Raw genomic sequence first — 13,278 nt, 5'->3', positions numbered from 1 at the left:
GCCCTGCGCGGCGTATCGCCCTGGCCAACCCGCGCCACGCCCCTTATGGCATGGCCGCCCGCGAGGTGCTCGAGCGCCAAGGGCTGTGGCAGGCAAGTGAACCCCTGCAACTGTTGGGTGAAAACGTCGCCCAGGCCGCCCAGTTCGCGCTGTCCGCCGAGGCCTCCGGTGGCCTGGTCGCCTATTCCCTGGTCAAGGCGCCACGCCTGGCCGAGCGCGCTGCCTGGCGGCTGATCCCCGCAGACTGGCATCGACCCCTGGTACAGCGCATGGTGCTGCTCGAAGGGGCGGGCGCCGGCGCCGAGGCCTTCTTTGACTTCTTGCAGACGCCCGAGGCGCAGGAGATTCTGCGGGATTATGGTTTCACTGCGCCCGTGACCGGCGAGTAGCCGCTTTATGGACGCTCTGGCGCTGGTCGTCTCGCTCAAGCTGGCCTTGCTGACCAGTCTCTTGTTGTTGGCACCGGGTATCTGGCTAGGGCGGCGCCTGGCCCACAGCCGGTCACGCTGGCGGCCGCTGGCGGAATCCCTGGTGGCACTGCCGCTGGTGATGCCGCCCACCGTCATGGGCTTCTACCTGATGCTCGCCTTCAGTGCCGACGCCCCGCTGGGCGGCGCCTGGCAGGCGCTGACCGGCACCAGCCTGAATTTCTCCTTCAGCGGCATCCTGCTGGCCTCGCTGGTGGTCAACATCCCCTTCGCGGTACAGCCGATCCAGCGTGCCTTCGAGGCCTTGCCGGACCACCTGCGTGAGGCCGCCTGGTGCAGTGGGCTATCGACCTGGCGCACTTTTATGACCATCGAATTGCCGCTGGTGATGCCTGGCGTCATCTCGGCGCTGGCGTTGACCTTTGCCCACACCCTGGGGGAGTTCGGCGTCATCCTGATGGTCGGCGGGGCCATCGATGGCGAGACCCGCACCCTGGCGATTTCCATCTACGACCACGTCCAGGCCTTCGACGAGGGGGCCGCCGGGGTGATGTCAGCGCTGCTGCTGGTGGTCTCCTTCGTGACCATTGCGGTGGTCTACGGGCTGGCGGCGCGCCGCCGCTGGCGGGGGCGTTGAGCATGCACCATCACCAGGATGTCCATACGGGACTCGACGTCGACCTGGCCCAGCCCGGGCCGATCCCGCTCGAGGCGCAGTTCGCCTGCCGTCCCGGGGAGTTGCTGGCGCTGGTCGGACCTTCGGGCAGCGGCAAGTCGACCCTGCTGCGCGCCATCGCGGGGCTCTATGCTCCCGCCTCGGGGACGGTGCACTGTGGCGGTGAGCGGTGGTTTGACGCCGAACAGGGGGTCGTGTGGTCGCCGCAGCGGCGCAGGGTGGGGCTGGTGTTTCAGGACTATGCGCTGTTTCCTCATCTCGACGCCGCCGACAATATCGCCACCGCCCTGGGCCACCTGCCGCGGCGTGAACGTCGCCTGCGAGCCGCGCACTGGCTAGAGCGAGTCAACCTCGAAGGGCTGGAGCGGCGCCTGCCGCGAGAGCTGTCCGGCGGCCAGCGTCAGCGGGTGGCCTTGGCCAGGGCGCTGGCCAGGGAGCCACAGGTGCTGCTGCTCGACGAACCCTTCTCGGCGGTGGACCAGGTGACGCGCCGTCGGCTTCAGCGTGAGCTGGTGCAGTTGCGCGAACGCCTCAATATCCCCATCGTGCTGGTCACCCACGACCTCAACGAGGCCAGCGCCCTGGCCGATCGCCTGTGCGTGCTGCATGGCGGCCGGACCCTGCAGCAGGGCACCCCGAGCGAACTGTTCCGGCGCCCTGACAGTCCCGAGGTGGCGCGCCTGCTGGACCGGCCGAACATCTTCAGCGGGCGAGTGGTCGATACCGCCCAGGGACTGCGCCTTGGCTGGGGCGAGTGGTGTCTTGAGGTGGCCGCAGGCCTCGAGGGGCTTGGCGAGGGAGCCAGGGTGACCTGGTACCTGCCGGAATCCGATATCGTGCTGCAGCGCCGCGACCGGCCCTCCCGCGGTGTGCGGGAAAACCTGGTCACCGCGCGGGTGGATGAGCTGCTGGTGCTGGGCGGACAGAGTTCCGTGACCCTGAGGGTGCCCCACGAAAGCCAGCCCCTGCGCTTTGATATCTCGACCCACGCCGCCAGGCGCAATGGACTCGAGCAGGGTGCCTGGGTCAATGTCTCGTTGCTGGCTGCTGGCATCCACCTGATGCAAGCGGATAAGCTGCCTGCCTTGCCTGCCGATGACCATCCTGACTGAGAGGCCTCCATGACCCTGACTCGCCGTCGATTCCTCAGCTCCCTGGCGCTCGCGCCGGTGGCGTTTTCTACTCCCTTTCTGGCGACGTCGGCCTTTGCCGCCGCCGACAGGGAAGAGGTAACCCTGGTGGTCCATGGATCCCAGGGGCCGAGTCGTCTGACGGTCGAGGTGGCCGACGAGGCGGCGGAGCGCAACCGTGGGCTGATGGGGCGCGAGCGACTGGCTGATGACGCCGGCATGCTGTTTCTCTACGCCAGTCCCCAGGGGGTGCATAACGGCTTCTGGATGTATCAGACCCTGCTGGCGCTGGATATCGCCTTTATCGGTGCCGACGGACGCATCCAGGAGATTCGTCGCATGGAGCCCTGCCAGGGCGAGGCCCAGGAATGTCCGACCACCCGCCCGGCGTCGCGCTACCACGCTGCCCTGGAGGTCAAGGCCGGGACGTTCGAGGCGCTGGGCGTCGGTCCCGGCGACTGTGTCAGCTGGCCGGGCAGCAGCGAGAGCTGCAGCGGCTAGGGGTCCTTGCTGGGGGCGGTGGGTACCGGCGGGGTGGCGGGAGCACGACGAGGCCCGAAGCGGATGACGATCAGCGCCACCCCGGCGACCACCATGCCACCACCGCCCAGCTTGTAGGCGTTGACGCTGTCACCCAGCAGCACGATGCCGAGGATCACCGCCAGCACCGGCACCAGCAGCGTCAGCGGTACCACCCGGTTGACGTCGTGGCGCCGGATCAAGCCAAACCAGATGCCGTAGGCCAGGATCGAGGACATCAGGGCGGTGTAGAGCACCGCCCCCCATCCCGCAAGGCCGGCGTCGAGCATGGCCTGCCAGTGGTTGTCCTCGAACCACCAGGAGGCCAGCGCCAGTTGGGGAGTGGCGAACAGCGCGATCCAGCCGGCCATCGCCATCGGCGAGACCTTGGGTCCGAGCTTGATCAATAGCTGGGATACCGCCCAGCCCAGGGCGCTGGCCAGCAGCAGTGCGGTAGGCAGCGGCGCCGGCAGGGTCGGCCCGCCGGCCAGCACGCCAATGCCGCCGAAAGACAGCAACAGTCCCACCAGGCGTTTTGCGCCGAGCCGCTCCCTGAGAAAGATTACCGCCAGCAGGGTGGCGAAGGGCGTACCCATCTGCACCAGCAAGGCACCGGTACCCGCCTCGGCCTGGCCGAGCCCGATGATCAGCAGGGCGAAGTTCATCACCCCGAAGGTCACCGACAGCAGTGCCAGGAAGGGCAGCTGATGGCGCGCCACCGGATGAAAGGGCACCAGCAGCGCGGCCACCAGTGCCAGGCGCAGGGTAGTCAGGAGCAAGGGCGGCATGTCTGACACGCCAAGCTTGATGACGATGATATTCAACGCCCAGATGGCGATGACCAGGAGGCCGAGGAGGAGGTCGCGTAGGGGCACCGGTCGTCCTTGATGGGTAAAACGAGCAGCATAGCAGAGCCCCTGGGCCGGTCCGAGGGGCGCCTTCGTTCGACTGCCTTGTTCACCGCGTCATGCTAGCACCCCCTTCGCAGACGTTTGGTGTCCACGCTCTCACAAGCTCCAGCCGTGCAGCCCTCGCACGAACGACATGGCGAGGACATCTGAGCGTGCGTGTCCGAAGGCCGACGGGCCTTTCGCGCATCGCGCGGCACTTGTCGCGGATTACCGTTTGCAGGCATATTGAAAAGTCGACAAGATCAATACGTTTCTCCCTTAATCACCACACTCGACCCCCAGCCTTTGCCAGGCTAGATCCGGCTTCTGATGCAGCGCTTGTGTCAGGTACCGCTCAGCGTTGGCCTGGCCAAGGGGGCATCAATGCAAGGACACGTCATGACATCTCTGTTCGGCTCGCGCTCGCCGTCTCGTTTCTCTCTCACCCTGGTCGGTGCGGCCATCGCCCTTGGCTCGCTGGCCGCCTCGGCGGACGTCGAAGCGCGGGAACTCAAGGTCTCCACGGTGCTTTCCGATGCCTTCCCCTGGGGCCAGGCCGCTCAGAAGTGGGCTGACCTGGTCGAGGAGCGTTCCGACGGCGAGCTGACGCTCAGGGTCTTTCCCAATTCCCAGCTGGTCAGCGGTGACCAGACCCGGGAGTTCTCGGCGATGCGCTCGGGGCTGATCGACCTGGCGGTGGGCTCGACCATCAACTGGTCGCCCCAGGTGCCGGAACTCAATCTGTTCTCCTTGCCCTTCCTGATGCCGGACGAGAGCGCGGTGGACGCGATCACCGAAGGTGAGGCCGGCGAGCTGGTGTTCCAGGCGATCGAGTCGCGGGGCGTGGTGCCGCTGGCCTGGGGCGAGAACGGCTTCCGCCAGCTGTCCAATTCCCAGGGCGTGATCGACGAGCCGGCGGACCTGGAAGGCCTGAAGATCCGGGTGGTGGGGTCGCCGCTGTTCCAGGACACCTTCAGCGCACTGGGCGCCAACCCGACCCAGATGAGCTGGGCCGACGCCAAGCCGGCGCTGACCACCGGCGCGGTGGATGGCCAGGAGAACCCGCTGTCGGTGTTCGACGTGGCGCGTATCGACCAGGTCGGCCAGGAGCACGTAACGCTGTGGAACTACATGAACGATCCGCTGATCTTCGCCGCCAACCAGCAGGTCTGGAGCACCCTGTCCGATGACGAGAAGGCGTTGCTGCGTGAGACCGCGGTCGAAGCCGGCGCCTGGGAGATCGCCATGACCCGCGAGCAGGAGAGCGAGCGCCTGGCGGCCATTCAGGAGCGTGGTGTGACCGTCACCGACTTGAACGAGGAGCAGCACGAGGCGTTCGTCGCGGCGACCGAAGGGGTTTACGAGAAGTGGGTACCGCGCATCGGCGAGGACCTGGTCGAGGCCGCCCGAAGCGCCATCGACGCGCGCTGAGCAACCGCTCTGACGCGGCGGTAAACCTTGTGCCGACCCTCATGATCGAGGGTCGGCGTTGATTGACTCCCTACCGACGCCCTTTCTCGATGAAACGTCCTGATGCACGAATCGAGCGCACCCTGGCCACCCTGGCGATCCTGATCATCGGTGCGATCAGCCTGGTCAATGTGGTGGTGCGCTACATCACCGGTGGTTCCTTTGCGTTCACCGAAGAGTTTTCTGTCTTTCTGCTGGTCATGTTGACCTTCGCCGGTGCCTCGGTGGCTCTGCGAAGCCATCGCCATATCCGTATCGGCCTGCTGGAGCGGGCGCTGCCGCCGCTTGGCTATCGCCTGCTGGTGATCTTCCAGGGCTTGTGCGGGCTGCTGGTGCTGGGCCTGATCACCTGGTTCGGTGCGCTCATGACCTGGCAGGAGTACCAGTGGCAGTCGTTGTCGCCCGGACTTGGGCTGCCCCAGTGGTGGTACCTGATCTGGCTGCCGCTATTGTCGGGGCTGATGTTCCTCCGCCAGTGCCAGGCGAGCCTGGAGCGACTGCGCGGAGGTGCTCACGATGACGCCTGATGTATGGATGCTGATCGCCTTTCTGGTGCTGCTGATCGCCGGCGTGCCGGTGGCCTTTTCGCTGGGCCTGTCCGGCGCCGTGGGCATCGTCACCGGGCTGTCGCCGGCGATGCTGGCGACCCTTGGCACCAATACCTACAACAGCGTGGCCAAGTATCCGCTGATCGCCATTCCGCTATTTATCCTGACCGGGCTGATCTTCGAGCGGGCGGGGGTCGCGGCACGCCTGGTGCGCTTCGCCCAGGCGCTGATCGGGCCTCGCCATGGTGGCCTCGCGGTGGTCGCGGTGGTGGTGTGCATGATCATGGGGGGCATGAGCGGCTCCGGCCCCGCCGACGCCGCCGCGGTGGCGATGGTGATGCTGCCGAGCATGACCCGCGCGGGCTATCCGCGGCCCTTCTCGGCGACCCTGATCGCTTCCTCGGCGTCTACCGCCATCCTGATCCCGCCTTCGGTGGCCTTGATCCTGTACTCCATCGTGGTGCCGGGAGTGGATCTGCGGGCGCTGTTCGCCGCCGGACTCTTTCCCGGGGTGCTGGCCGGCGCTTCGCTGCTGATTCCGGCGTTGTGGCTGTCCCGGCGCTATGGTTGGGAAGACCCTGCCGAGATGGAGCGCCCACCCATCGGCAAGAGCTTCCGCGAGGCGCTGCCGGCGCTGTTCGCGCCGGTGATCATACTCGGCGGTCTGCGCAGTGGCCTGTTCACGCCCACCGAGGCGGCGGTGGTCGCCGTGGCCTACGGCATCCTGGTCGGCCTGGTGCTGACCCGTGAGCTGTCGCTCAAGGACCTGTGGGGGCTGATGGGCGAGGCGGCGGTGGTGTCCGGGGTGGTCATGCTGATCATCGCCCTGGCGGGCATCTTCGCCTGGTCCGGGACCATGCTCGGCACCTTCCGTCACCTGGCAGAGTGGGTCATCGGGCTATCCGACAACGGCACCTTGCTGCTGCTGTTGATCATGCTGGCGGTGCTGGCCGCGGGCATGCTGCTGGACGCCATCTCGATCTACCTGATCATGATGCCGATCCTGATCCCGGTGATGCAGCACTTCGGCTGGAATCCGGTGTGGTTCGGCATCCTGCTGGCCATGAACATCGCCATCGGCCAGTTTACTCCGCCGGTGGCGGTCAACCTGATGGTGACCACCGAGGTCGCCAAGGTCAGGCTGGAGCAGACCCTGGGCTGGGCCATGGTGTTCGTGGCGGCGATGGCCTCGGCGCTGGCATTGGTGGTGATCTTCCCGGAGATCGCGCTGTGGCTGCCTCGGGTGCTGGGTTACAACGTCTAGGCCGCCTGGGGCAGTACCCTGGGCAGTGGGGGCACAAGGCGCGAGCATGGCTCGCGCCTTGTTGTGTTCATGGTCTTCAGTCGTTGTCGGTCAGCGTCTCGAGCCAGCGTTGATGGACGTCTCGGCTGGCCTCGTCGAACAGCACGAAGCGTACCAGTTCGATATCGGGGCAGGCGGGCAGGGTGGTCAGGACCGTGGACACGGCAATTTCCGCCGCCTCGTTCAGCGGGTAGCCGAATACGCCGGTGGACAGTGCCGGGAACGCCACTCGACGGATGCCTTGCTGCTGGGCCAGGCCCAGCGCCTCTCGGTAGCAGCCGGCGAGCAGTTCGGCGCTCGGTTCGTCGACGCCGTAGACCGGGCCGAGGCAGTGGATCACCCAGGCGTTGGGCAGCGCAAAGCCTTCGGTGATGACCGCCTGGCCGGGGCGAATCGGTGCCAGCGGCCGCCCGGCCTGGGCCAGCTCCGGGCCGGCGGCACGGTGAAGGGCGCCGGCCACACCGCCGCCGCTTTCCAGCTGGGCGTTGGCTGCGTTGACCACCGCCTCGACGTCGGCCTGGCGGGCGATGTCACCGGTAATGCATTCGATCAAGGGATAGTCCATGGAGACTCCTGTCATTGGCTTGCGGTGGTAACCGTCGGTGACGGTAGCGGCCCTGTGGCCAGCCGGTCGATGTCCTGACGGCGGTCGCCCGCCAGTGGAAGCCGCTTCCTGGCACGCTCCAGGGTGTCGCGCTCGAGCTGCCAGCTGACCAACGCTTCCTCTTCGCCCAGAACCTCTGGCGACGCCTCGGGGGTGACCAGTGGCGGACACAACAGCGAGTGCCCCCAGCCGTTACCGGCCCGGTTGAGGCTTAGCCAGTAGCATTGGTTTTCCATCGCCCGGGTGATGACGAAGCTGTGCCAGCTGGTGAAGGAGAAGTCCCGAGTGAAGGCCACCGGGTGGATCATGAGGTCGACGCCCAACCGGCGGTAGCGGGCGGCCAGCTCACCGAACCTGAGGTCGTAGCAGATCATGAAGCCGACGCGCCAGCCGGCGATATCCAGCGTCACCAGGCGCTCGCCCGGGCTGAAGTGGGCCGCCTCGGCGCTGGCGCCGAACTGGGCGCAGTGCAGCTTGTCGTAGGCTCCCGCCAGTTGCCCCTCGGCGTCGACGACCACCTGGCTGATATGGCGCCAGAGGGAGCCGTCGGCCCGGCGTGATCTGCGCGCCACGCCGAAGGCGATCGGGCACCTGAGTTCCCGGGCCAGCGCGCAATAGTGTGCTGTCACAGGCCCTTGCAGGTCGTCATCGAGTTCATCCATCGCCTCGAAGGCCTGCTCGCCGTACTCCTGGGACGACAGCTCCGGCAGCACGATCAGCTGTGGGCGTTGCTGCGACGCGGCAGTGCGCAGGCGCCCGGCCAGGGCGTCCAGGTGGTCGCGCTGGTCGAGCCGATTGCGGGTCGCCGGGATTGTGGTCTGGCAAGCCAGCAGGCGCATGGATTCCTCGCAGTTGGCGAAAGAGGCAGGGTAACCCGAATCGACAGCGCGACGACATGGGCGGCAGTCGATTGCGTCAGCGGTGCCAAGGGCTATGCTCACGGTAGACCGTCGACGCTCGATTTCCGCTCCGCGAGTGTCAGTGGTCGAGCGCCTTAAGTCCTCGTTGTGTACCTGGCCATCGTTGCAGGCCGACGGGGAGGGAAGGGATATTTCTCCACGCCCTGAGGGGCGTGCAGAAAAAATTAACGCCCACTAAACGTTAGCGGTAGCTAAACTCTCGTTTTACAATGATTCGGCCTGGTCTCTCCAGGTGAATTTATCGCAAAAGGAATGACTGGTGGATCTTTTGCCGGCCCAGGAGGGGCAAGGCACGAGTCCATGCCGTCAACGTCGACAATACCAAAAGAGGTGTGACCATGAAGCGCCATGCTTTCTCCGCCGCTGCACTGTCCAGCGCCATTCTCGGAGCCGCCATGTTCACGTCCCCGGCCATGGCCCAGGACGAAGAACAGTTCATCACCATCGGCACCGGGGGTCAGACCGGCGTGTATTACGTCGTTGGCCAGTCTGTCTGCCGCTTTGTGAATCGCAACAGCGAAGAGACCGGCATCCGCTGTAACGCGCCGTCCACCGGTGGCTCCGTGGCCAACGTCAATGGTATTCGCAGTGGCGAGCTGACCATGGGTGTCGCCCAGTCTGATGTGCAGTATCAGGCCTATAACGGTACCGGCAACTTCGAGGGCGAAGCCTACGAAGACCTGCGTGCCGTGTTCAAGGTGCATGGCGAGCCGCTGACCATCCTGGCCCGTGCCGACGCCGACATCGAGAGCCTCGATGACCTGGCCGGCAAGCGCGTCAACATCGGTAACCCGGGTTCCGGCCAGCGCAACACCATGGAAGTGGTGATGGACGCCAAGGGCTGGACCGAAGACACCTTCTCGCTGGCCTCGCAGCTCGACGCAGCCGAGATGGCATCTGCCCTGTCGGACAACAACATCGACGCCATGGCCTACGTCGTCGGCCACCCCAATGGTTCCATCCAGGAAGCCACCACCACCGTCGACGCCAAGCTGGTGCCGCTCAACGACGACGCCATCAAGGGCCTGGTCGAGGAGTATCCGTACTACTCCATGTCCACCATTCCAGGCGGTCTGTACAAGGGCAACCCGGATGACGTCGAGACCTTCGGTGTCGCCGCGACCTTCGTGACCAGCGCCGAGGCCGACGACGAGCTGGTCTACCAGACCGTCAAGGCAGTGTTCGACAACTTCGATCGCTTCAAGCGTCTGCACCCGGCCTTCGAAAACCTGGATCCGCAGGACATGGTATCCAACGGTCTGTCCGCACCGCTGCATGAAGGTGCCGCTCGTTACTATCGCGAGCAGGGCTGGATCGAGTAAGGGTTCTTCCCCTCTCGGGGGAATAGCCAGCTAATCTCTGCGCGGTCGGCCGTTGGGCGGCCGCGCAGTGCGTTGTGGCCCGTCGATGGATCGACACCGGACGTTCGGTAGAGACCAGACAGCGCCAGCACGACTGGCCCGCGAAAGCGGGCATTCGGGGATGGAGGCGAAGCCCTCCATCATGACGATTCCTCTTCCAGGCAGGGCACGCTTATGACTGAGGACAACAAGAGATCCACGCAGTCCGAAGTGGATCTCGAGGACATGGTCGCCTCCAGCGACTCCGGTTCGCGCAACCCCTTGGGTGCGCCCGGCAAGCTGCTGGTAGGCGTTGCGGCGGCATGGTCGCTGTTCCAGCTATGGATTGCTTCGCCGTTGCCGTTCATGGCCGGCGTCGGCGTCTTCAACGCCACCGAAGCGCGCTCTATTCACCTGGCCTTTGCATTGTTTCTGGCCTTCATGGCCTACCCCGCGACCAAGCGCTCGCCGCGGGACCGCATTCCTCTTCAGGATTGGGTGCTGGCGATTCTGGCCGCTTCCGCCGGGGCTTACATGTTCGTGTTCTACGAACAGCTGGCTGACCGTCCTGGCGCACCCATCCTGCAGGACGTCATCGTCGGTGTGACCGGCCTGATTCTGCTGCTCGAGGCAACACGGCGGGCGCTCGGGCCGCCGCTGATGATCATCGCCTCGATCTTTATCTTCTATTCGCTGGCGGGGCCCTGGATGCCGGGTATCCTCGCTCACCGTGGCGTCAGCCTTTACGGCCTGGTCAATCACCAGTGGCTGACCACCCAGGGTGTGTTTGGTATCGCCTTGGGCGTTTCGACCAGTTTCGTCTTCCTGTTTGTGCTGTTCGGCGCGCTGCTCGACAAGGCAGGTGCCGGCAACTACTTCATCAAGGTCGCCTTCTCGTTGCTGGGCCACTACAAGGGCGGGCCCGCCAAGGCCGCCGTGGTGGCCTCCGGCATGACCGGCCTGATCTCCGGCTCGTCCATCGCCAATACCGTGACTACCGGTACCTTCACCATTCCGATGATGAAGCGTGTCGGCTTCTCCTCGGAGAAGGCCGGTGCGGTGGAGGTGTCCTCCTCGGTCAATGGCCAGATCATGCCGCCGGTGATGGGCGCCGCCGCCTTCCTGATGGTGGAGTACGTCGGCATTTCCTACGTGGAGGTGATCAAGCACGCCTTCCTGCCGGCGCTGATTTCCTATATCGCGTTGATCTACATCGTTCACCTCGAGGCGCTCAAGGCCAACATGGAGGGGCTGGAAAGCTCCAACCCGCCCAAGCCGCTGGTACGCAAGGTGATCGGCTTCCTCGGTGGTCTGCTGCTGATGATGGTGGTGGCGCTGGGTGTCTACTACGGCCTGGGCTGGCTCAAGCCGGTACTGGGTGATGCGACTCCCTGGGTGGTGGCCGTGGCGCTCTCGGTGGTCTACGTGGCGCTGTTGAAGCTGGGTGCAAACTATCCCGAGCTCGAGCTCGATGATCCCAACGAGCCTATCTACAAGCTGCCCCAGACCCGACCCACGGTGCTGGTAGGCCTGCAGTACATCCTGCCGGTGATCGTGCTGATCTGGTGTCTGATGGTGGAGCGCCTGTCACCGGGACTGTCCGCCTTCTGGGCGACGGTGTTCATGATCTTCATCATGCTGACCCAGCGCCCGATCATGCACGCCTTCCGTGGGCGGGGTGATCTTGGCAAGGATCTGCGCGAAGGCTGTCTGGACCTGTGGACGGGGCTGGTGACCGGCGCGCGCAACATGATCGGTATCGGTATCGCCACCGCCACCGCCGGCATCATCGTGGGTGCGGTCTCCCAGACCGGTGTCGGCCTGGTGCTCGCGGACGTGGTCGAGATCCTGTCCATGGGCAACCTGATGCTGATTCTGTTCTTCACCGCCATTCTCAGCCTGATCCTGGGCATGGGGCTGCCGACCACCGCCAACTACATCGTGGTGTCGGCGCTGCTGGCTCCGGTGATCGTGCAACTGGGTGAGCAGAATGGTCTGCTGGTACCGCTGATCGCGGTGCACCTGTTCGTGTTCTACTTTGGCATCATGGCCGACGTCACGCCGCCGGTGGGCCTTGCCTCCTTTGCCGCCGCGGCGGTTTCTGGAGGGGATCCGATCCGCACCGGCTTCCAGGCGTTCTACTACAGCCTGCGTACCGCCGCGTTGCCGTTCCTGTTCATCTTCAACACCGACCTGCTGCTGATCGATGTGGCGCCCTTGCAGGGCGTATTGATCTTCGTGGTGGCGACCATCGCCATGCTGATCTTCGCCGCGGCGACCCAGGGCTACATGATCACCCGCAATCGCTGGTACGAGAGCATCCTGCTGCTGCTGGTGGCCTTCACCCTGTTCCGCCCGGGCTTCTGGATGGACATCATCCATGATCCTTATCGCAGTGTGCCGCCGTCCGAGTTCGTCGAGGCCTACGGCAACGTGGACGAGGACAGCACCCTGCGTCTGCAGGTCAAGGGCGAGGACGCCTTCGGCGATCCGCTGACGACCTACATGACGCTGCCGGTGGCAGACGGCGAGACCGGTGAGGATCGCCTGCTCAATCTCGGTCTGGAATTGATCGTCGAGGACGGTCGCGCCATCGTCGACATGGTGACCTATGGCAGTCAGGCTGCGGATCTCGGCTTCGACTTCGATCAGGAGATCGTCGAGATTCAGGCACCGGTGGACCGCTGGCCGAAAGAGCTGATGTGGATTCCGGCGCTGCTGCTGTTCGCCCTGATCGTGTTGGCACAACGCCGTCGCCGGCCCCCTGAAACCACTGAGGCCACGGCCTGAGGAGGTCCGTCATGTACCAGAAGATCCTGTTACCGGTCGATCTCAATGAGCCATCGTCGTGGGAGAGGGCACTGCCGGTGGCGCTCTCGCTGTGCCGCAACTTTGGTGCCAGCCTGCACCTGGTGACGGTGTTGCCGGACTACCGCATGCCGCTGGTGGGGTCCTACTTCCCCAAGGACTTCGCCAAGAAGGCCCATGAAGCGGTACAGAAGGCGCAGCATGACTTCATCGTCGAGCACGTGCCGGAGGACCTGACGGCCCAGGCGATCATCGCCGATGGCTCCCCCTGGGAAGCCATCATCAAGGTCGGCAAGAAGATCGATGCCGACCTGATCGTCATGGCCTCGCATACCAAGCGCAAGTTCGCCGACTACGTGATCGGCCCCAACGCCGAGCACGTCGTCCATCACAGCAAGTGTTCGGTGATGATCGTGCGTTGACCCAGACGACAAGCGCTAGCGCCATCGACGCCCCCTCACATGAGGGGGCGTTTTCGTAAGCTTGCGTAGGTTGAAGGCGAATCCAGGGCCCATCAACTACAGTCAAATTAGAGTCGATGGGCGCCGGCGATGGCGTGAAGGAACCTCGCATCTTGCCCCTTGACTCCCGTGACAGGTGGGCGGTGGCAACCGTCATCCGTGGGTACAAGGGGGAGTAGAT

At 65.1% G+C, this 13,278-nt stretch carries 13 protein-coding genes; 10 read left to right on the top strand and 3 right to left on the bottom strand.

Features of this window, described 5'->3' with window-relative positions:
• From modA to NH448_RS15970, 4 genes are all read left to right on the top strand, one after another.
• The coding region (modA, locus tag NH448_RS15985) for a molybdate ABC transporter substrate-binding protein (RefSeq protein ID WP_253029014.1) at positions 1-389 on the top strand (389 nt) is incomplete at its 5' end.
• Between the two features lie 7 nt (positions 390-396).
• Positions 397-1,065, top strand: coding sequence for a molybdate ABC transporter permease subunit (gene modB / locus NH448_RS15980; protein WP_045994094.1), 669 nt, complete (start codon positions 397-399; stop codon positions 1,063-1,065).
• Between the two features lie 2 nt (positions 1,066-1,067).
• A complete protein-coding gene (locus NH448_RS15975) occupies positions 1,068-2,216 on the top strand; it encodes an ABC transporter ATP-binding protein (protein WP_108448254.1) in 1,149 nt (382 codons plus the stop codon).
• A gap of 9 nt (positions 2,217-2,225) precedes the next feature.
• Positions 2,226-2,735 (top strand): DUF192 domain-containing protein, encoded by a 510-nt coding sequence (locus NH448_RS15970; protein WP_045994092.1) that lies wholly within the window; start codon positions 2,226-2,228, stop codon positions 2,733-2,735.
• Here NH448_RS15970 and NH448_RS15965 read toward each other — a convergent pair.
• On the bottom strand, positions 2,732-3,628 hold the full coding sequence (locus NH448_RS15965; RefSeq protein WP_253029013.1) for an EamA family transporter: 897 nt from the start codon (positions 3,626-3,628) through the stop codon (positions 2,732-2,734). The genes NH448_RS15970 and NH448_RS15965 overlap by 4 nt on opposite strands.
• A 423-nt stretch (positions 3,629-4,051) precedes the next feature.
• Here NH448_RS15965 and NH448_RS15960 point away from each other — a divergent pair, with 423 nt between their 5' ends.
• The 3 genes from NH448_RS15960 (at position 4,052) to NH448_RS15950 (ending at position 6,925) form a co-directional block, all read left to right on the top strand.
• A complete protein-coding gene (locus NH448_RS15960) occupies positions 4,052-5,074 on the top strand; it encodes a DctP family TRAP transporter solute-binding subunit (protein WP_108448374.1) in 1,023 nt (340 codons plus the stop codon).
• Between the two features lie 89 nt (positions 5,075-5,163).
• Complete coding sequence (locus NH448_RS15955; protein WP_045994089.1) at positions 5,164-5,640, top strand: TRAP transporter small permease; 477 nt, start codon at positions 5,164-5,166, stop codon at positions 5,638-5,640.
• On the top strand, positions 5,630-6,925 hold the full coding sequence (locus NH448_RS15950) for a TRAP transporter large permease (protein ID WP_045994088.1): 1,296 nt from the start codon (positions 5,630-5,632) through the stop codon (positions 6,923-6,925). The genes NH448_RS15955 and NH448_RS15950 overlap by 11 nt, the downstream gene beginning before the upstream one ends.
• Positions 6,926-7,001: 76 nt before the next feature.
• On the opposite strand, the gene NH448_RS15945 is transcribed toward NH448_RS15950, so the two are convergent.
• Complete coding sequence (locus NH448_RS15945; protein WP_204248980.1) at positions 7,002-7,529, bottom strand: macro domain-containing protein; 528 nt, start codon at positions 7,527-7,529, stop codon at positions 7,002-7,004.
• Positions 7,530-7,540: 11 nt separating this feature from the next.
• Positions 7,541-8,407, bottom strand: coding sequence for a carbon-nitrogen hydrolase family protein (locus NH448_RS15940; RefSeq protein WP_052704464.1), 867 nt, complete (start codon positions 8,405-8,407; stop codon positions 7,541-7,543).
• A 419-nt stretch (positions 8,408-8,826) separates the two neighbouring features.
• On the opposite strand from NH448_RS15940, the gene NH448_RS15935 reads away from it, so the two are divergent.
• The 3 genes from NH448_RS15935 (at position 8,827) to NH448_RS15925 (ending at position 13,058) form a co-directional block, all read left to right on the top strand.
• Positions 8,827-9,810, top strand: a complete 984-nt coding sequence (locus NH448_RS15935) for a TAXI family TRAP transporter solute-binding subunit (RefSeq protein WP_045994086.1) — start codon at positions 8,827-8,829, stop codon at positions 9,808-9,810.
• Positions 9,811-10,023: 213 nt separating this feature from the next.
• Entirely contained in the window at positions 10,024-12,618 is a 2,595-nt protein-coding gene (locus tag NH448_RS15930) for a TRAP transporter permease (RefSeq protein ID WP_045994085.1), read from the top strand.
• Positions 12,619-12,629: 11 nt separating this feature from the next.
• Positions 12,630-13,058, top strand: coding sequence for a universal stress protein (locus NH448_RS15925; RefSeq protein WP_045994084.1), 429 nt, complete (start codon positions 12,630-12,632; stop codon positions 13,056-13,058).
• Positions 13,059-13,278: the final 220 nt, after the last annotated feature.

The organism is Halomonas sp. OfavH-34-E (genome assembly GCF_024124525.1).
GTDB lineage: Bacteria > Pseudomonadota > Gammaproteobacteria > Pseudomonadales > Halomonadaceae > Halomonas > Halomonas litopenaei.
The sequence above is the reverse complement of the archived record's forward strand: the minus strand, read 5'-3'. Positions and strand labels throughout refer to the sequence as shown.